This window comes from Psychrobacter immobilis, from assembly GCF_904846065.1.
Lineage (GTDB): Bacteria > Pseudomonadota > Gammaproteobacteria > Pseudomonadales > Moraxellaceae > Psychrobacter > Psychrobacter immobilis_H.
The window spans coordinates 1,204,977-1,225,429 of sequence record NZ_CAJGZV010000001.1; the positions used below are offsets into that span (position 1 = coordinate 1,204,977).

The 20,453-nt window shown below is 43.3% G+C and carries 15 protein-coding genes and 2 tRNA genes; 6 read left to right on the forward strand and 11 right to left on the reverse strand.

Annotation, left to right across the window (positions count from 1 at the left end):
- Positions 1-4 precede the first annotated feature (4 nt).
- The 4 genes from JMW64_RS05095 (at position 5) to JMW64_RS05110 (ending at position 4,216) form a co-directional block, all read left to right on the forward strand.
- Complete coding sequence (locus JMW64_RS05095; RefSeq protein WP_201553649.1) at positions 5-1,066, forward strand: DUF6708 domain-containing protein; 1,062 nt, start codon at positions 5-7, stop codon at positions 1,064-1,066.
- Between the two features lie 111 nt (positions 1,067-1,177).
- Positions 1,178-1,765, forward strand: coding sequence for a hypothetical protein (locus JMW64_RS05100; RefSeq protein ID WP_201553650.1), 588 nt, complete (start codon positions 1,178-1,180; stop codon positions 1,763-1,765).
- A gap of 39 nt (positions 1,766-1,804) precedes the next feature.
- Positions 1,805-2,863, forward strand: a complete 1,059-nt coding sequence (locus JMW64_RS05105; RefSeq protein ID WP_201553651.1) for a hypothetical protein — start codon at positions 1,805-1,807, stop codon at positions 2,861-2,863.
- A 51-nt stretch (positions 2,864-2,914) separates the two neighbouring features.
- Positions 2,915-4,216: a hypothetical protein gene (locus JMW64_RS05110; RefSeq protein WP_201553652.1), complete on the forward strand. Its 1,302-nt coding sequence runs from the start codon at positions 2,915-2,917 to the stop codon at positions 4,214-4,216.
- Positions 4,217-4,394: 178 nt separating this feature from the next.
- On the opposite strand, the gene JMW64_RS05115 is transcribed toward JMW64_RS05110, so the two are convergent.
- The 7 genes from JMW64_RS05115 to JMW64_RS05145 all read right to left on the reverse strand — a co-directional run bounded on the left by JMW64_RS05115 (position 4,395) and on the right by JMW64_RS05145 (position 12,716).
- Positions 4,395-4,481 (reverse strand) — tRNA-Leu (locus JMW64_RS05115).
- Positions 4,482-4,604: 123 nt separating this feature from the next.
- Positions 4,605-4,678: transfer RNA gene (locus JMW64_RS05120), tRNA-Cys, on the reverse strand.
- 396 nt (positions 4,679-5,074) lie between these two features.
- Positions 5,075-6,172, reverse strand: a complete 1,098-nt coding sequence (locus tag JMW64_RS05125; RefSeq protein WP_193009401.1) for a formate dehydrogenase accessory sulfurtransferase FdhD — start codon at positions 6,170-6,172, stop codon at positions 5,075-5,077.
- 85 nt (positions 6,173-6,257) lie between these two features.
- Complete coding sequence (locus JMW64_RS05130; protein ID WP_201553653.1) at positions 6,258-8,630, reverse strand: FdhF/YdeP family oxidoreductase; 2,373 nt, start codon at positions 8,628-8,630, stop codon at positions 6,258-6,260.
- 146 nt (positions 8,631-8,776) lie between these two features.
- Entirely contained in the window at positions 8,777-10,084 is a 1,308-nt protein-coding gene (locus JMW64_RS05135) for an RNA-guided endonuclease InsQ/TnpB family protein (RefSeq protein WP_087815047.1), read from the reverse strand.
- Positions 10,085-10,371: 287 nt separating this feature from the next.
- Positions 10,372-11,340 carry a c-type cytochrome gene (locus JMW64_RS05140; RefSeq protein WP_226950204.1) on the reverse strand — a complete coding sequence of 323 codons (969 nt, stop codon included), beginning with the start codon at positions 11,338-11,340 and terminating at the stop codon, positions 10,372-10,374.
- Positions 11,340-12,716: a cytochrome c gene (locus JMW64_RS05145; RefSeq protein ID WP_227675911.1), complete on the reverse strand. Its 1,377-nt coding sequence runs from the start codon at positions 12,714-12,716 to the stop codon at positions 11,340-11,342. The genes JMW64_RS05140 and JMW64_RS05145 overlap by 1 nt, the downstream gene beginning before the upstream one ends.
- Positions 12,717-12,970: 254 nt before the next feature.
- Between JMW64_RS05145 and JMW64_RS05150 the strand changes: the two genes are divergently transcribed.
- Both JMW64_RS05150 and JMW64_RS05155 read left to right on the forward strand, forming a co-directional pair.
- Complete coding sequence (locus JMW64_RS05150) at positions 12,971-15,076, forward strand: PhnD/SsuA/transferrin family substrate-binding protein (RefSeq protein ID WP_087815045.1); 2,106 nt, start codon at positions 12,971-12,973, stop codon at positions 15,074-15,076.
- A 36-nt stretch (positions 15,077-15,112) separates the two neighbouring features.
- The gene (locus JMW64_RS05155; RefSeq protein ID WP_176393072.1) at positions 15,113-15,790 is read left to right on the forward strand and encodes a response regulator transcription factor; all 678 of its coding nucleotides are present in this window, start codon (positions 15,113-15,115) and stop codon (positions 15,788-15,790) included.
- A 100-nt stretch (positions 15,791-15,890) separates the two neighbouring features.
- Here JMW64_RS05155 and JMW64_RS05160 read toward each other — a convergent pair whose 3' ends face one another.
- From JMW64_RS05160 to JMW64_RS05175, 4 genes are all read right to left on the reverse strand, one after another.
- Positions 15,891-16,685: an ABC transporter ATP-binding protein gene (locus tag JMW64_RS05160; protein ID WP_045446787.1), complete on the reverse strand. Its 795-nt coding sequence runs from the start codon at positions 16,683-16,685 to the stop codon at positions 15,891-15,893.
- Positions 16,686-16,716: 31 nt separating this feature from the next.
- Entirely contained in the window at positions 16,717-17,616 is a 900-nt protein-coding gene (locus JMW64_RS05165; RefSeq protein ID WP_045446789.1) for an ABC transporter permease, read from the reverse strand.
- A 430-nt stretch (positions 17,617-18,046) separates the two neighbouring features.
- A complete protein-coding gene (locus tag JMW64_RS05170) occupies positions 18,047-19,087 on the reverse strand; it encodes an ABC transporter substrate-binding protein (RefSeq protein WP_087815043.1) in 1,041 nt (346 codons plus the stop codon).
- 160 nt (positions 19,088-19,247) lie between these two features.
- A complete protein-coding gene (locus JMW64_RS05175) occupies positions 19,248-20,300 on the reverse strand; it encodes an ABC transporter substrate-binding protein (RefSeq protein ID WP_193009397.1) in 1,053 nt (350 codons plus the stop codon).
- Positions 20,301-20,453 lie beyond the last annotated feature (153 nt).

A 20,453-nucleotide genomic window follows, 5' to 3' on the forward strand; every position in this document is an offset into this window, starting at 1 on the left:
AATAATGATTTATAATCCTCCAAACAATACTCATCCTATCGAAAAGCTCCTGAGTCGACCTTGGGAAGAAAGCATACCTGCGTATCGAGAAAAAGTAGCGAGTATAGAAAAGCTGAGCCGTGATGTGCATGAGGTAAATCCAGATTATCTACTGTTCCATCCCATTATTAACTCATATCAATTGGTTGGCTTTTTAATGGCCTATTGTTTTAGTTGGTTGTTTGGGCAGTCGTTCTTTTTGATGACAGCTATGGTTATGGCAGTTATTAAAGATGGGTCTATATTTTATTATTTCTTAGCTTTTTTTATTATTATTTTAAACTTTTTAATGTTTGGATTATTACCGTACATAGCATACAAGCAATTTAAAAATAAAAAGTCTTATTCAAACAAAGTCGTATTATTAAAACAGACCCAACAAATTGCTTATTATGAGCACAATCGCAAACAAGACCCTATCTTTCATCTGATTAATTACAAGGATATTGTCGCCTCAGTCAGACGTAACAAGGGTGTTGTCTTTGAAGCCCTAAACCTGCATGTGATTGACCCTAACACTAACCAAGCCATTCAAAATATCAACCTTGAAGACATGCAACTCAGCCCTTACGACCAGTGGACGTTTATCCGTACCTATATGGAACGTCCAGCAGATGAGCTACCGCTTGACCCAAGATATGCCCACGCCTGTCCCACCGATATCAGTACTTCGCTCCTTGCTTGTGCTGATATCGCCCAAGAGAAGAAAAACAAGGGCTTAACAGGGCTGCGTCATGAAGTGACTTTTATGGGTTGGTTACGAGCCTGTACCGTTAGCTACTTAGATCTCGCTGAGGGTAATATATACCAGTCGAGCGCTAATCCTGCACTACATCCGGAAGTTCAGCGTCGGCTTATGTGGGATGGTCAAAACAACCCATATAACATCTTGCCTGTCACAGCAGAGCGCCAAGCAGCTTTTGCAAACCAAAATCAAGCCGTTAAGCGGAAATGGTATTCAGGTATCGCCGTGAATGCGACATGGTTTATTGGGTCAATACTGTATGTAATGCTGGTGATTGCTTAGGATGATTGACTAATAATCTATAGCTTTCAGCGTTTAGCTTATAAGTATGATAATAAACGAAACGTATTAATAGAGTATTGGCTAGACAACAGCGTGTTTGGTCATAAAGCTATGCGAGGACAAGACTACTACCTGATAAACCCGTTTCAGACACAGCCCGCTTTTAACAGTTTAGCAGATGACATTAGTGGCTTTATCACTGCGAGCACCTTATTCTTAGCCAATAATCGTTTGCAAACCTTTCAAGGTAGAATGCCTGTAGAGCATAAAGTTGACTCAACCAGTGAAATAAGGCTACCGCCAGTATTCGGCAGTGTGCGAGAGCATCTGACCTTATTTGAAAGTCAGGTTCACATTGGCAATTGGGACAAAGCAAGCCAGTTGACGATAGAAGTCGTCGCTGATAAAAACGGCAGAGCACAAAACCTATATAAAGCGACATTCTATAACTCTACCAGCGATGAACCCGTTGCTAGTAATATTACGTCATTAGCCATTGAGAAATTAATACCGATAGTGACAAAAAAAGTGACTGAAAAAGAGTCGGAAACTCACTTTATCATTGATACGCAGTTACTAAAGTTTGAACCCCATAATATTAGCAAGGCAAAAGTGATCGTTACTTATACGCCTGATAGTAGCCGCAATCCGTCATACCCCTTAAAAAACGTAAGCTATCTAGATAATAATAAATATTAAAAAATCTGATGAAACAATACATTTGAGTTGAATGCTACTATGATCTTACCTGTTCCTCCTATACCTCCTGTCGGTAAAATACTCAGTCGCCCTTATGAAGGAGAGATTGGTAATTTCCAAGAAAAAAAAGCCAGTATTGATAGAATAAGTACACTTATTCATGATGTGAATCCAGACTATCTGCTATTTCATCCTATTATTAACTCTATTCAAAACTTAGTTTTATTGGCATCTTATGCCTCACTATGGTTGCTTGGACAGTTTTTTTTCTTAATTTACGCTATGTTCAATTCAGTAATAAAGGAAGGAGTATTAATCTACTATCTTTATGCGATTATATGTCTAATATTTATCCTCATTAGTTTTTTCACTGCTCCTTTTCTAACTTTAAAACAACTTAAAACTAAAAAATCTCGATACCACAAAATCTTACTACTAAAAAATACCCAGCAGATTGCTTACTACGAGCATAACCGTAAGCAAGCCCCTATCTTTCATCTGATTAATTATAAAGACATCACAGCCTCCGTAAGACGCAATGAAGGTTTGGTGTATGAAGTACTGAATCTGCATGTCATCGATGAGTCAACAAGAGAACCAAGCTTATCTATTAACTTTGAAGACATGCAACTAAACCCTTACGACCAGTGGGCGTTTATTCGCACCTATATGGAACGTCCCGCTGAAGAGCTACCGCTTGATCCCCGATATGCTCATGCTTGTCCGACAGACATCAGTACCTCACTCTTTGCCTGTGCTGATATTGCTCAAGAGAAGAAAAACAAAGGCTTAACAGGACTACGCCACGAGGTGACTTTTATGGGTTGGTTGCGCGCTTGTACGGTTAGCTACTTAGATTTAGCCGAGGGTAATATATACCAGTCGAGCGCTAATCCTGCTCTACATCCGGAAGTGCAACGTCGGCTCATGTGGGATGGGCAAAACAACCCATATAATATTCTGCCTGTCACCGCAGAGCGCCAAGCAGCTTTTGCAAACCAAAATCAAGCCGTTAAGCGGAAATGGTATTCAGGAATGGCTATTAATGCGACTTGGTTTATTGGCTCTATATTGTATGTGATGCTGGTGATTGCTTAGATGAAAACTGATTAGCCAACGTCGATTAGACAGTACGAGAATCAATAAAAAATGAATAACTACATCATAAGACCGCAAGAGATTTACTTATTAGAGCGCTATAGCTCACCTGCTTACTTTAAAGAGATGCGCGATGCCTTTGCGAATATGTTAGAAGCTGCTGAATACGCATTAGAACTGTTCGTCAATGATTTGCCCTTTGATTACCGAACGCGTCCTATTAACAGACAACCTGATATCGTCTGGGGCGAGCGGGTATTGCCAAACCTGCGTGATACTCTAGACAGCTTAAATGTTGGCTATCAAGAGCTGTTAAATGGCGATTTAATAGCAATAAGATATGGTGGTAATGTTGAGAGTGATTTTCGCGCTATCAGTATGGATTATGATACCGACTGGATGCCAGAGCAGCAACAGCTGAATTATGAGAAATGGGAAAGAGAGGCAAGCTTATGCGCTTTTAACATGGGAATAACCAGTTATTTTGGTTGGTGTTTATACGACTTAATAGAAAATTATAGCATTGAATCAAGAGGAGCGCTCAATGCGCCTGAATCATGGCCTATCTATAGTCTCAACCAACAATATAGCGTTAAGGTAGATGAAGTCGTCCCTGTCGCTGGCATTTATGTACCAAATCGAGCAGATGCCAGTGCTCAAGTGCTATTGGATGGCATGTTAGCAAATGAAGCTAATGTCGGTTATGACCCTGATACGACACACGCTGTCGGTAGAGCTCCTGTTACTTGGATGCTCGTTGAGCGTATCGCGGATAGTGGTGGTGGCAGTAGTGTAGTACTGGAATCTTCACGTTGTGAGGCAAATCAGCCTTGTCCGCAGACAGGATATTGGTGGTCACCTGCCAGTCAGGAGTTGCAACATTTTCAAGCAGAAGACATCATGCCAGACATGACTAAAGGAAGGTGGGAAACCATTTGGTATTTTAACGCAACCAACCCGATGACTATTCAACCTACCACGAGTTATATAAAAAGGAAAAGAGCTAGGCGACCCAAAGTTTACCAACGACACAATGGAAATGCGTATTTAAATAGCTCTGTTAAACATGCCTTTTTCACTATGATCATCGTAGATATATCGATTCTGCTGTTTGTTGAACAAACTCGCGGTCCTTTAATCTATGAGCAATTATTAAAGGCTATCTTTATGCAGGCACTGTGTTTATTTATGCTCACGGATTCCAAATTAATGCTTGCGCTGGCTAGTGTCACCAATAGGCCGTTAAGTACTATGAAAGTGGCTGCTTTTTTTATCATGTTAGGATCGTTCTATCTATTTTTTATTACGACACAAGGTTTGCCTTTTCAGAATGGGATAATAGGATGTGGCTAACTATTGATTATATACAATTGATATAGCTTATTACCCTAAACGTGAGAAGGACGTTTAACAGTAAAGCTAGCAGTTGATTACTAGCAAATTGTCTAAATAGTGGAAAAAAATTAGTTTAATAAGAGAAAATGCACAATAAGAAAAAGGCTTCCAATTGCTTGGAAGCCTTTTAATATAATGGTACCCGGAGCCGGACTTGAACCGGCACGCTATTACTAGCGAGGGATTTTAAATCCCTTGTGTCTACCAATTTCACCACCCGGGCAAAACTTGTATTATCTAAAAGTAAGCTTTCTACTTGTTAGATAGTGGTCGCTATTATAAGCATTTATATTAATAAAGCAAGCTAAAATTAATATAATATGAATAAAATTTTAACCTAAATAATTGGAGGCTGAGGTCGGAATCGAACCGGCGTTAACGGAGTTGCAGTCCGCTGCATGACCACTCTGCCACCCAGCCAATCAAGGACGCCTATATTAGCAAATATAATTTAAATTACAAGTTATTTTTTAGCTAAATGCGAATTATCTACTCAATTCTCCTTATTTGACCATAAATTAATGGCTATTCAAAGTATTAAGAGGTCAAATTAAGCTATTATCAAGCTTAAAATTAGGAATGGTTCGTCAAAAAACATCATAATTATCAAACACACAACGAAATAATATCTTTATTATTTCGTTGTGTGTTTGATAAAACGAGATAGGGAATAGATAGTGTTTTAAAAAGGTCTTGTTTGAGCTAAAAAGGAGACCGTTTATTATCGAAAAATCAGCGTTATATGTCTGTCATTAAAGCGCTGCAAATGAGAGTTTATGAATAAGTGCGCTTAATGAGAGAGTCGAGCATAAAACTTTATAGGTCTGAATAATTTGAATAGTAAGTGACTCTGTTATCACGCAAAAAACCCGCTAATCCTAAGCCATAACGCTCAGCGACACGCACTGCGGTACTGGTAGGTGCAGACATACCGACTAGCCAAGGGATGCGCCCACGAATCGATTTTTGTATCAGTTCAATCGATAGGCGCGAGGTCATAAGGACGCAGCTAATCTCTATTTTATTGCGCAGTTGCCAACCGATCAGCTTATCAAGCGCATTATGGCGTCCTACATCTTCGAATAGGTATAGCTGCTGATTATACATCGTCGCAGCGGCGTGTACGGCACCAGTCAATTGGTGAGTATGCTGCATCGCATCGACTTGCTGGCGTATTGCTAATAGACAGTCAAGACTTGGTGTATCTGCCTTTTGTCTGTTTTGACGATAGATACTCAAGTCAGGCAGTGCTTGTGTTAGCCCTGTGATGCCGCATATACCACAACCTGTACGCCCTGCTAGCTGACGTTTTTGCGCTTGGATACGCTGATGACAACGCTGGTTTAGTACTAGCTCCACCACATAAATGTCATAATCTTGCAGTGACGATAAGCTTTGTTCAAATGCTGCAGATTCTAAACTTTCATCCGTAGCATCTCTTATAAATCGTTCCTTTATAAATGAATCTTGCGTGAGATTTTGATAATCTGCAATATCATTCAGTTGGGTAACTTCCCAATCAAGCAGCTCATGACTATGCTGAATTAAGCCTTCGCTAGACAAAAAGCCGACGGCTAAATACTCTAGCTGGTGAGGGCTTGCCATCAGTACCGCATAGTGAATACCATTGATAACGATAGCAACCGCAGCTTCCACTGCTAAGCTCGCTGATTGGCAGTCGATACTGATTTGCTGCATATGGGTCTGTGCAATATTAGTCTTAGCAACACGGGTCTCAATAATGTTGTTAGAGTTATACTTATCTGTCGGATAATGATGCTTTTGCGCCCAATGATTACGTGCAAGCGGCGTTGCAGATGACTCTATAGTTTCTGACGTCTTATCTGTTAGGGTGTTTACCGAAAAATTATCGCTATATTTTGCGTCAGTTTCAGTATCACTTTGGGCAATCATAATACCTCGTTATATCGTATGGTCATTACCAAAATTATCATCTCCTTTAAATATATGCATCATTCAATGATTCGCCCGTTGCTGACTATGCATGATCGGTCGTAACAGCATTTGCCTCAACGCGTTGCAAAACAACGGTCGTCGATTTATACGCTGGTATGTGAGAGTCTGGTGCATGCGTGTCTAAATCAAATAAATCATTACATTCAGGATAATAAGTTGCGACAGCGTTAGCGGCGATATCCATCTCAGTCAATACTAACGGCCCTAGCGTGCGTGGCTGAGCGGTACCGTCTGTGTTATTTGAACCATTTGAGCTGGCATGGCGAGATACCATTACTCGGTCACCTGCTTGCCAACCCAAACGAGTCATTTCATCTGGGTGCATAAACAACACATCACGGCGAGTGGTTTGGCGATAGCGATCTTCAAATCCGAAAATCATGGTATTAAATTGGTCATGGCTACGGACACTGGTCAATTGCCAAATTTTTTGTTCATTGTTTGGCGCACTATTAGTATTATCATTGGGTTTTTTGTCATGGTGAAAGGCTAAAGAGGTCTCTGCCATTTGTGCTGCGACGTAGGTGATAGGGTATTGTGGTACTTCAAATTGCGCTTTGCCACTGTCAGTATTCCACACACGATGCCGCGCAGAATGGTACAAATGAAAGCCACGCTCGGTTTCGCGAATACGCTGATTAAAGTCTTCAAAACCGTCAATCGCTTGGGCGATATAATCACGAACGATGTCAAAGTCTTCACTCATTGCTTGCCAAGGAATGGACGAATCAGCACCAAGCAAATGAGTGGCGATATCTGCCACAATTTGTGCTTCAGATTTCAACGTATCGCTGACGGGTTTCAGGTTGCCTCGAGTGGGTACAATCTGACACATGGAATCTTCGATAGTGGCAAATTGCTCACCTTTGGCAGTAATAATACGTTCGGTACGACCTAAGCAAGGCAGAATAAGATTGTTCGCGCCCGGATACAGCATAGTTTCATTAAGTTTAGTACCGACAAAAATATTGAGCTGAGTGGTGGTTAAAGCTTGCTGAATTGCACTGGTATCAGGTGCTGCCACGGCATAATTACCGCCCATACTCATAAATACTTTTAGCTTACCGGCAATCAATGCTTTTGCACCAGAGACCACATCAAAGCCATTTTCTTGCGGCATCGGACGTTCAAACACACGCTCAAGGCTGTCTAGTAGCTTTTGTGCAGGGCGCTCATGGATGCCCATGGTACGGTCGCCCTGTACGTTAGAGTGACCACGGACGGGAGACGCGCCTGCGCCATCAATACCAATCATACCCATTAATAATAATAGGTTGGTAATCATCGCTACATTGTCATCGCCTTGGACGTGCTGAGTGATGCCCATGCCCCAGGTGCAAATGGTCGCAGGACTCGCCGCTACCAGTTTTGCTATAATAATGATTTCCTCTTTACTGATACCAGACCCGCGTTCCACATCAGGCCATGATTGTTGGCGCAGCCATGCGTCGAGTGCCTCATATCCTGACGTATGCTCATCGATAAAGCTTTGATCGATTTTATTGTTTTTAGTCAGCCACTTAGCGATACCGGTCAAGAGTGCTGCATCGCCGCCGATCTGAATTTGAATGACCTCATCGACCATCTCATCACTTTGACCAGCTGCCATATGCGTGGGCTTTTGCGGATTTCTAAATTTACGTAAGCCTTGTTCGCGCATAGGGTTGATTGAGAGGATTCGACAGCCTTGCTCGTGAGCATGAGCAAGCATTTCAAGCATGCGTGGATGATTGGTCGCAGGATTTTGTCCAAACATCAATATCAGTTTGGCTTGCTCAAAGTCTTCCAATTTCACGGTCGCTTTGCCAATACCCAACTGTCTACCGAGCATTACCGACGTTGGTTCGTGACACATATTGGAGCAATCTGGTAAATTATTGGTGCCAAAACAGCGCACAAACAGCTGATACATAAAGGCGGGCTCGTTGGTCACACGGCCTGAGGTATAAAATAGCGCCTCATCTGGCGAATCAAGCTGTCCTAACTGCTCAGCGATACATTGATAAGCAGCTTCCCAAGAGATTGGTAAGTAGCGGTCTTGCGCGGCATCATAATATACAGGCTCTGATAAACGACCACTATGCTCAAGCTCATAGCCCGACCAGCCTTGTAATTCAGTGACGCTATGTCGCGCAAAAAACTGCGCATCGGCTTTTTTTGTCATGGTCTCACTAGCAATGACTTTGATACCATTTTCACAGACGTCGATGGCTTTATGTGATTTGTGGTCAGGCCAAGCGCAGCCCGGACAGTCGAATCCGCCTTTAGGTTGGTTGCTTTTTAGCACACTTACGCTACCCCGTAAAAAAGTCTGATAATCCATCAGCTTACGAGTAGAGGAAATCAGCGCAGGCCAACCGGCAGCAGGGTGGGAGTAGACAGGAATTTTGCGCATGACAGACCTCATAGTAAATGGCGGTAGCGAACTTTGATATACAGCAACTATATAGTGACGAGCGAGAAGTTTGTAGAAGCATTAACTTTGACATACTCCCACCACTTTCGCCAAGCTCAAGTGGGGGATTCTAAAAGCAGATGCTCTTAGGCGACTTTCTCACGAAGGTCGCTTGTTTTCTGTTTCAACGGGCGACCCTTACTGCATCCTCCCTCCGCAGACAAAACGGCATGTCCTGCCGCTAATATATTACGAGCCGCATTAAAATCAGCGTTCGCAACATACCTACATTTGACGCACTCAAATTTAGACTGAGTTTGTCTATTCTCTTTAGCAATATGCTGACATTGAGAACAGGTTTGACTGGTGTAGTGTGGGTTTACCTTGATCAGTAACCCACCGCGCCATTGCTGTTTGTACTCAAGCATATTAACCATCATGCCCCAGCCTTGATCTAGGATTGATTTGTTTAATCCCGACTTGGCTTTAACATGACGACCTTTGTTCTCCACCGACCCGCTGGCTGATTTCGACATATTAGCGACCTTTAAATCCTCACAAGCAATCATGGCGTGGTTTTTGCTGATGCGGGTGGTGACTTTATGCAAGTAGTCATGGCGAATATTAGCAATGTGGCTGTGTAGCTTTTGAATCTTGCGGTTTTGCTTTTTCCAGTTTTCACTGAATTTTACTTTCTTTGCTAACCCTCGTTGCAATTTGGCAAGTTTGAGTTGATTGGTTTTAAAACTGTTTTTCGGTTTGATGTACTGACCGTTTGAAGTGGTGAGTAGTTTGCTGATACCCATGTCCAAGCCAATGGCGCTTGTGGCAGGGTGACGAGGGTTCTCATCCAGTTCTCGCTCCGTACCAAAAGACACGTACCAGTGCCCTGATTTCTTGCTGATGGTGACATTTTTAATTGTACCAATGATGTCTTGCGACTTCCTAAACTTCACCAGGCCAATGCCATTAGGCAGTTTTACTCGATTACCTTCAACACGGCAATATTTATCAAACTGAACCAAGCGAATTGAGTCGCAGCCATCGGATTTGCGCTTAAATCTTGGCATCAACGAGCGTAGCTGGATTTCTGTGCCGTCAGCCAGTTTAAAGAACTTGGGTTTGCGAGGTTTCTTTTTATTGTCTTTTAATCTGGCATGTACTTTAGGATCAAAGAACCGCGACCAAGCCGATGCCAGATCGCGTACTTTTTGTTGTAAAGACACAGCGTTTGAGCTGCTTTTTAGGAAGTTAAAATCAGGATTACTTTTTAAATCTATAATTTTATTAACCAGATTGGTGGCATTAATAAACTCATCTTTAGCAAACATCTCAAATGAGATTGCCAGCATTTGATTCCAAACAAAACGTGCAGAGCCGACAAGATTATTTAAAATAACCTCTTGCTCCGTATTAGGCTCAAGCCTAAATTTATACGCTTTGTTGATTTTCATAAATGCTCGTGGTGAGTTATAAGTATTACAATAATTAATTATTATACTGGATTCAGGCGCATATTATGTAATTTAAACATTGAAAATGATGCGAAATTCACCGCCACCCTAATGTCGGATGGCGTCCTCTTTCGCGGGTTTGATAGATAACAAAAAAACCTTTAAGAAAAATGCATTTTCTTAAAGGTTTATCGTGTCAATGCTCACTCACAAGCGAGCATAGAATGATGTCTGCTAAGTGAAGTCCTCTTAAGTAAAGTCTTTATAAATACCGTCTTCTTAAGATATTAGTAACGCGCGTCTTTAGGTTTTTTACCATTTGGCCAATCATTGACCTTACCAGCAAAGTCAGGGCGCGGCTGATGAGTAAAGAAGTGCGCCACATCGACGGCATCTTGATCGCTCAGCACATTTCCGTGACCCCATAAGCCTTTGGTCTGAATACCCATGGGCATGTTGTATTTTACAAAGGCTGCCGCCTTGTAAGTACGTGCCATACCAGCACCGATATTAAAGGATTCATCGCCCCACAGTGGCGGGAACACGATATCGCCGCGACTGTCTTTGATGCCTTCGCCATTATCACCATGACAAGTTGCACATTGAGCTTTATAAATTTGTTCGCCGCGGACAGGGTCTGGGGTTAATGATTCATCCACTTTACCCGTATTTTGGATATCGACTTTTTGCTCTTTTGGGGTGTTTTGCGATAGCCACTTCATATAAGCCAACATTGCCAGCATTTCAGGGGATTCAGGTTTCAACGGTTTGCCATTCATTGAGCGCTGGAAGCAGCCATTAATACGTTTGGTTAAATCAACTTCCTTACCAGATCGTGGCATCACGCGCGGATAGAAGTTATAACTATTGATGTACGGATCACCCAGTGGAATTTTACCTTGTGAAATATGGCAGCTGTTACAGTTCATTTGCGCGCCCACATGCTCTGGCAGTAAGCGCTTAGTTTCGTTTAATAAGCGTTTACCATAAAATATCTCATCAGCATTTGGTTCATCCAAGATAGCCGTATCTTGCGGCAGCACATAAGTGCCGATATCTTCGTTGGCATCATCAGTGGTGACTAAGCCGTACTCAGGTGCATTCTGCTCGATAGGCTCGGGCTGCGAGCAACCACTACTGATAGCGGCGATACTAAGCGCTGAAGCAGTAAGGATAGCGGTGGTTAAGTTGCCTATGGTCATTTTTTGAGAGATAACGCGAGCAATAGTAGGCAAGTTGAGTGGAGATTTTTTCATTATTTTGCTCCTTTTGTTTGCGCGTCAATACTTAAGTCTGGAGCAATATCCGTACTGGTTTTTGGTTTTTTGGCGAGGAAAGCCCGCATTTTTACCACGTCATTGACATCGATTTCAGGCGCTTGGTTGGTCCAGCTATTGCGGACATAATTGACCACTTCTGCCACATCTGCATCGCTAAGATTGCTGAATTCAGGCATAGTAAATGCCATACGGTCATGTGGAGTTTCAGGCATACGACCACCGCTCAAGGTAATCTGTAAGACCGAATCGGCATTGTTAGAATAAACCGCACTATTGCCATCAAGCGCTGGGAAAATACGCGCGACTCCTTTACCATCGACACGGTGACAAATTTGGCAATATTCGGCGTACAAAATCGAACCGCGCGAATCATAGTCACCATCTAGTAATTTTTGCGTAGTGATGTCTTTTTTCGCAGGCAGTGTGGCTTCTTTGTTTGGTGCTGGCGTTAATGTTTTTAGATAAGATGACATGGCGTTGATGTCGTAGTCGGTCATATACTGGGTGCTATGCTCAACCACTTCGGCCATGGCACCAAAGGCAGCAGTGGTATCAGTACGACCAGTTTTGAAGAAGTCATTTAATTCTGCAACCGTCCAAGTGCCAAGTCCGCGATGCTCACCGCGGATACTTTTGGCGCGCCAACCATCGATGATGGCACCGCTCAAATACTTGTTAGAATCTGCATTACTTAGAGCGATTTCTTGAAAGCCAATACCGCGCCCAGTATGACAAGAGCCGCAGTGCCCAGGACCTTCGACTAAGTATTGACCACGAGTCAATAGTGCGTCGTCTGTCTCAGGGACAAAGTCACGCTTGCGATCAAATAAGACCTGCCAGTATGCCAAGGGCCAGCGCCAGTTTGCTATCGGAGGTAGCTCGCTTTTTAGATTGGCTTGCTTGACGGCTGTGACATCGGACATAAAGAAGGCGTACATCGCGGCTAAGTCTTCTTCTGGCATGAGCTGGTAAGAGGGATACGGCATAGCAGGATATAAGGCTTTATTATCACTGCGTACCCCATGCTTAACGGCATTTTTAAAGTCGGCGAAACTGTAGTTGCCGATGCCAGTTTCTTGATCGGGTGTGATATTGGTCGAGTAAATTGCCCCAAGTGGCGTTAGCATAGGCAGACCGCCTGCATAAGTCTCGCCATCGAGCGTGGTATGACACGCAATACAGTCAGCAGTGCGAGCGATATATTCGCCCTGCTTGATGAGAGCAGGATCAGTGATATTGACCTCGATATCGTTACTGCTGGTGCGCATATTTGGCAGTAATTTCCCAATAATAAAGGCAACCACCAGCCCGATGATGGCTGCTATTATTATAATCAGTGGCCATTTTTTCATAAGCCCGCCCTCCATAAGATATTTTTACCAAGCTTATAATTCATCACCCATATTTCATGAGGTGTATTAATCATTCTTATTGAAATCAAAATTGAAATCGAATATTTGTGACTTAAGCTCAGCGAATTAAAAGTTACACGACTGTCATCTAGTATAGGGTAGCGGGTAATATTGTGATATTGTGGAAAACCACATTATGATTAAGGTTTTTAATTATAATGTACGTTTGGTAGGTCAAATATAAGGCTAGGTGTATGCATAAAAAGTCTAAAATTTGGACTATCTTAAAGGCTTGTTTTATTACCGTGGTAGCATGGGCTGCTTGGTTGCCGCTATCTAATGCCACCGCCCAGACTTACTATTTGGGTGTGCTGGCACCGCAAGGCGAGACAGCCGCACAAAATCGCTGGCAGCCGTGGCTTGACGAGCTTAATGATCAGTTATCAGATGACACCGTGATATTGGTACCTTTGGCGCTGGAAAATTGGCAACAGCAAATAGAAGCACAGCAGTTTGCGCTAGTGCTTGGCCCGCAAGTGCAGTTTATAAAAATGAATACTATCAGATGGCGCTGGCTGGCTACCTTACAAACAGAGACGGCTCAATTAAATAGCAATGCGCAAAACGCTCGTGATAAAAGTTCTCGTGATAAAATTTTTAGCAATCAAGGATTTGATGCTGAGGGTATTAATGGGCAACAATCGCAAAATCAGCTATCGACGACAGTCACCCTCGCCAATGAATTTAATAAGCTAAATGAATATACGCCATTAAAACAGCCGAGTGCGATGGAAGAGGTCGCCAGTGCTTTATGGGTCGCTGCCGACAGTGATATTTATCGTTTGCAGGATTTGGAGCAACGTCATATTGCTGCCGTCGACACTGACGCATTTGGCGGTTATTTATTGGGCGCACATTTATTACAGAAAAATGGCATTACGCCAAATCACTATCAAACACAGTTTGTCGGTTATCCGATAGAGCGCACTTTGCATGCCTTGGCTAGTGGCAAAGTAGACGCTGCCATTACGCCGCTTTGTTTGATGGAGGATATGGCAAGGCGCGGTCAAATCAATGACAAGCAATACCGTCTCATTCATCCAGTCGCCACTGTATCCAGCTGCCACTCTTCAACGAAAATATATCCAAATTGGACACTGGCAGCGACCGAGCAAGCGCCAGATGCTTTGGTGCGCCAGATCAATCAACATCTATTTGGCAAGCGTCAATTAGAGCAGCGCTGGTTACCAGCAGAATCAAGTAGCGATGCTGAGCGCATCCTTTATGAGATGAATCGCCATCCCGCCCAAAAGCAGCTGAGCGCGCATATGATCGACTGGATAAAGGCGCATCGATTATGGATGGCTGTGATTATTTTGGTTGTCCTGATATCGACAGTAAATTATGCTTGGATGAGCTGGCTGGCATGGCGGCGGCAAAAAAAGATAGTGCGGCAAAATAGACTAATCCGTGATTATGATCAGCAGTTACACCAATCAGAGCGCTTTGCGGTCATCGGTGAGATGAGCGGTGCTATCGCTCATGAAATCAATCAGCCGCTGGCAACCATTCAAAATTATGCGCAAGGATTATTGATACGCAGTCAACATGCAAGGTTGTCTAAAAATGCTATCGACATAACGCCACTTGACAATGCGGCAACAGAGAATGCTCTACAGCAGATTGTCAATGAAACAGAACGCGTCGCTGCTGTGGTGACTAATATCCGCCGCTGGGCTGGACGGTCGCAAGCGAATGAAACTCGTGTCGATATCGCAGCTATCTATCAACAGTGCATCTTATTATTGGGTGAGCAAGCAGTAGGTGTCAATTTTTGGCTGGCAAGTGATTATCAGCATTTAACCTTGCCAAATTTATTATTAGATCAGTTACTGATAAATAGCATGACCAATGCTGCACAGCAAGGGGCGACCAATATCATGCTACGCTGTCAGGCAGAGAGGTATAATAATAAGCAATGGTTGGTATTGCATCTAAGCGATGACGCTGGCGGCTTTGATCAAACTCAGCTGAATAGGCAGCACCTACCAGAGAGCCTACCCAGTCAATATGCTACCCAGTCTACGAAAACAGACGGTCTAGGATTAGGACTGATGATATGTCAGCGCTTATGCAAGTCGCTGGGCGGTATGATGCAGCTAAACAATATTGATGTCGAGCATGAAATTGAGCAAGTTTACCAAGTAATGAGCAGCGAGCAGCACCGCTTTAAACGTAGCTTAAACGGTAAAATCCAACTGCTACAAACCAATGCTAACTATCAGCTGTCAAACACGGTGGGCGCACAAATATCTTTTTATCTGTCATTATCTTTAGCGAATAATGACGAAAAACTCTAATGAATATCAATAATGTATTTAGCCATAAGGTCACATATGACGTCTAATCAACTCTCAAATGAGCCTACGTGCTGGCAAGATGAAAGCAGTCATCTGTCTGACGATTTATCAGGCATTACGCCAGAATCGCTTATCATTCATATCATTGACGACGAAGAAAGTGTGCGCATGTCCTGTGATTTTTTGATTAGCAGCTTAGGGCTATCGACCCAAGTGTGGGCAAGTGCTCTGATATTTTTACAGCAAGTCAATATCTATCGTCCAGCAGTGATTGTGAGTGATTTGATGATGCCAGAGATGAGTGGTCAAGCGCTACAAGTGCACCTTAGTCAACAGGACAGCCCTATGGCATTGATAGCGCTAACGGGAAATGGCGAGATTGCTGATGCTGTCAATATGCTGAAGCAAGGTGCGGCTGACTATCTGGAAAAACCGATTAATAGCCGCCGGCTACAAGAAGCGCTTGCGCGTGCGCAAGACCTCACTCTAAAACGCGCCACGCTTTATGATATTAAAAATCTTTATGCGCAGCTGACCGATAAAGAAAAGCAGGTCGCCAATGAGTTACTGCAAGGCAATCTGAATAAAAATATCGCCAACCATTTAGATATATCGGTCCGCACGGTAGAGGTGCATCGCTCACAAGTGATGAAAAAAATGCAGTCACAACATGTCAGTGAGTTGATTCAAAAGTTAGTATTGCTTGATGCTTAAAAATTAAGACAGTCGTATCAATTAAAGCAGTCATAAAAAAACGCCTGATATTAAACAGACGTTCTATTTTTTCAAGAGTTGAAGAATTTTGCTAAGTTATTTAACTCAATATCAAGCTATCATCTTCGACTTTTTCGCCGCGAGTTTGCTCAAACATATCAAGTAAGTCATGTACAGTCATGCCTTGACGTTTATCGCCAGCCACATCTAATACCACTTGTCCTTGATGTAACATCACTGTTCTGGTGCCATGCGCCAATGCCTGCTGCATCGAGTGGGTAACCATCATCGTTGTAAGCTGATTGTCCGTTACAATTTTATCGGTCAATTCTAAAACGAAAGCAGCAGTCTTAGGGTCGAGGGCAGCAGTATGCTCATCAAGCAATAAAATTTTGGAAGGTTGCAATGAAGCCATCAATAGGCTAACAGCTTGACGTTGACCACCGGATAACAGACCCATACGGTCGGTCAGACGATTTTCTAGCCCCAATTTTAATACTGATAATTTTTCGCGAAATAAATCACGGTTATTTTGGTTGAGTGCAAAGCTCAAACCACGTTTGCCGCCGCGCTTATAAGCCAGCGCCATGTTTTCTTCGATGGTTAATGCTTCACAAGTCCCCGCCATCGGGTCTTGGAAGACACGAGCCACCCAATGGGCGCGTTGGTGCGCGGTCTTTTTGGTGACATCGATACCATTTAATAAGATTGAACCGCTATCGACGCGCGTGGTACCACTGACCGCATTTAAAAAGGTTGATTTACCCGCGCCATTGGTACCGATGACAGTGACAAATTCACCATCAGCGATGTTGAGATTGATACCGCGTAGGGCAGGGTTTTCAATGGGCGTTCCAGGATTAAAGGTCAACCGCAAATCTGTAGCTTGCATCATAATAATTATTCCTTATGGTTGCACATTGACATTAAGCCCGAACTTTACGACTTAAAAATTTATTTTTAGCTTTTGGCAATACCAAGGCAAATACGACGAGTAGCGCTGTAATCAAGTTTAAATCTTGCGGACCAAAACCAATACTACGGAGCGTATCGCTCGATAGCGCCACCTGAATAAATAGCTTGTACAGCACCGCACCGACGACCACGGCAAAGGTAATCAGCCAAATTCGCTTGGCAGGAATGATGGTTTCACCGATGATGACCGCTGCCAAACCGATGACAATGGTACCAATACCGATCGAGATATCTGCGCCACCTTGAGTCTGCACAAACAATGCACCTGCTAGAGCAATCAAACCATTAGAAATCGCCATACCAATGATGGTCATCCATGAGGTATTGATGCCTTGCGCCTGTGCCATGCGGAGGTTGGAACCCGTCGCCCGCATCGAAAGACCCGTTTCGGTACTATAGAACCAGTTTAAAAATAACATGGCAGCTATCACCACGACACCAATAATTAGACAGCGCATCCAATAACCGTTGCCATCAGTGACCAAGGTGCTAAAGACCGTGGTTTCACCCAATAATGGCAAGTTCGGCGCACCCATAATCCGTAAATTGATAGAATATAGTGCGACCATCACCAAGATACTGGCAAGTAGTTGCAGGATGCCAAGTTTGACGTGTAGCCATGCCGTAACAATACCAGCGACTGAACCTGCCAACATACCAAAAGCACAGGCAAGCCATGGGTTGACACCAGCGATGATAGAAATACCAGCGACAGCGCCACCTAGTGGAAAACTACCGTCAGCGGTCAAGTCGGGGAAGTCGAGGGTGCGAAATGAGATCAGCACACCAAGTGCTACTAGGCCATAAATCAGACCGCTTTCAAGTGCACCAAAAAAAGCAATTAAAGACATAAGAGATCAGTAAGTCATAACCAAGCGTTTAGCAACTAACGTTCTAATATCGATTCATAGAATGAGTGCGTGATATAGATCAGCGCTGTCTCATCTATACGTCAATTTTAGCTAAACGACTAAGCGGTGAATTTAACAGATTAAACAATCTGCGGTTAGGGTAAACCAAAACATGTCACGATCAACAGCTATCATAAGCTACCTAGGTTCAAAGCTTTGATTAAAAAAAGGGCAAATTTAGAAATGACGCAAATACTTTATATTTAATCAATGTGGTTTAAATAAGAAGCCCAGCCTACTGATTCATAGCTGGGTTTCTGATGTTAAACATTTAGCCTCATCGCATAAAGGTAGATGACGGCTGACACCAAATCCATCAAACTCGATATCTACCTTATGATAGCTGTAATGAGCTAGCTATAAAAGTGCGTTATTCTACCACTTCTTTTGCTTTATCGATAACCGCTTGTGACAAAGTAATGCCTTCTTCTTTGGCATGCTTTGGACTAACGTATAGATCCAACATTTGCGGGGTGTAGACAGGAATAGCGCCTGCTTTTTCACCATTTAAAATACGTACCACGATTTTGCCTGTTTCGCGACCAAGCTCGTAGTAATTCACGCCCAATGCAGCAACGGCACCACGCTCAACTGAGCTAGTGTCAGACGCAATCAGTGGGATTTTGCTCTCTTTAGCGACTTGATATAGTGATTCGTAAGCCGATACGACGTTATTATCGGTTGAGGTATAGATCATATCGACCTTACCTTCGAGGCTACGTGCTGCCATCGCAATATCAGTACTACGCTGGGCAGGCGCTTCGAGTACATTGATACCTAGTGGTGTCAGTTTTTCTTTTAAGTTTTTCAAGATAATCGTTGAGTTGACTTCGCCTGGGCTATAAACATAGCCGACATTCTTCAGGCTCGGGATGATTTGACGCATCAATTCAATTTGTGGCTCATAAGGCAGGGCATCAGAGCCGCCAGTGACATTGGTGCCAGAGCCATCTAGTTTGGTCACTAGTTTGGCGGCAACTGGGTCAGTGACTGCTGAGAATACTAAAGGGATACTGCTAGTAGCAGCAGCTACTGACTGCGCTGATGGAGTACCAATCGCAACGATAACGTCTGAATTGTCTGCGACGAATTGCTTAGCAATCTGTCCAGCAGTGGCAGTGTTACCCTGTGCGCTTTGGAAATTAACCTTTAAATTTTCACCATCCTTAAAGCCTGCTTCATTAAGCTCGTCGATAACGCCCTTACGGACGTCATCAAGCGCTGGATGTTCGACGATAGCTGTGATTGCGACAGTCTTCATAGCCGTGGCTGCATCGCCAGTCGCAGCTGTATCAGTGGTGCTGGTATCTTGTGCTGATTGATTACAGCCAGTCAAGATGGCAGTACAAACGCCACCTAATAATAGTGCTTTACTAAAGTTAAAATGACCAAAACGATTTTGATACAACATGGGTCTCACTCCTGAAAATAATAATGTGTCCGTACATTATTTAATTTATAGATAAAAGGTATAGATGGATAAAGGGTAAAGCGAGCCATCTATATAGAAGGCTAAATGTTATTTTTCAGTGCTACTTGTCAAAACTATTTATCCGTATTATTTATCCGTATTATTTATCCGCACTCTGCGCTTGTTTGTCGATATTAATGGCATTTTTTAGCAGCTCATCAGTCAGGCTGAAGCCTTGCTCAGCCGCATGTTTCGGGCTTGCATATAAGGTTAAAGTATTCATCACTTCAGGCTTAACGCTACTAACTGCTTCGCCATTTAAAACACGATACACCATTTTGCCTGTGGTACGACCAAAGTCATAATCATTGACACCAAGTGCCGCAGTTGCACCACGTCGCACACTGAACTCGTCTGAGGCAATGACAGGAATATCAAGCTCATTGGCAGCACCTGCCATCGCTTCAAAGGCGGATACCACATTATTATCTAGTGAGGTATAAATCACATCAACACGACCAGCAAGGCTACGAGTCGCCATCGCCACATCCGTTGGGCGATTGGCGGTTACGTCTAATATCTTAAGCCCACGCGCAGGCGCAGCTTTTTTTAGTTGATTGAGTACCACCACCGAATTGACCTCACCTGGACTATAAACATAGCCAATGGTTTTTGCATTAGGCGCAATTTTTTGAATATTGTCCAGTTGCGGCTCGATAGGTAGCTCACTAGACAGTCCTGTCACATTAGATTGGATAGGCGTATTGTTCTCATTAATGAGCTTTGCCGCGACAGGGTCTGAAATAGCCGTATAAATAACCGGAATCGTCTTAGTTGACGCAACGATAGACTGAGCTGATGGCGTCGAGATTGCCACGATGGCATCTGGATTGTCTCCTGCAAACTGCTTCGCAATCTGACCTGCTGTCGCTGTATTGCCTTGAGCACTTTGAAAATTAATGGTTAGATTTTGGCCTTCAACATAGCCATTATCTGCCAACTCATCAATAATGCCGCGACGCATCGCATCTAACGAAGGATGTTCGACGATTTGAGTGATGGCTAATGTCTTGGCAGGCTTGTCAGAATCTGCGGCGGCACTTGTATCTGTCGTTGCAGCAGTGTCGGTCGTGTTTGAGCAGCCAATTAATCCAAGCGCGGCGCTCATAGCAGCACCGAATAGGCTGAAGCGTAAAGTAGTAGCAAAGGTCATTTTATTGGGGCTCATAGGTTAGAGAGTGCAGGTTACCCGAGTCAATGTTATGTGCATGCTGAGATAACGGGCTAACATCAAAGTAATCAATCCATTGATCATTACGTCCATATTATGACAGTAATGTAACTTATGGCAATAAGAAATTAAAAC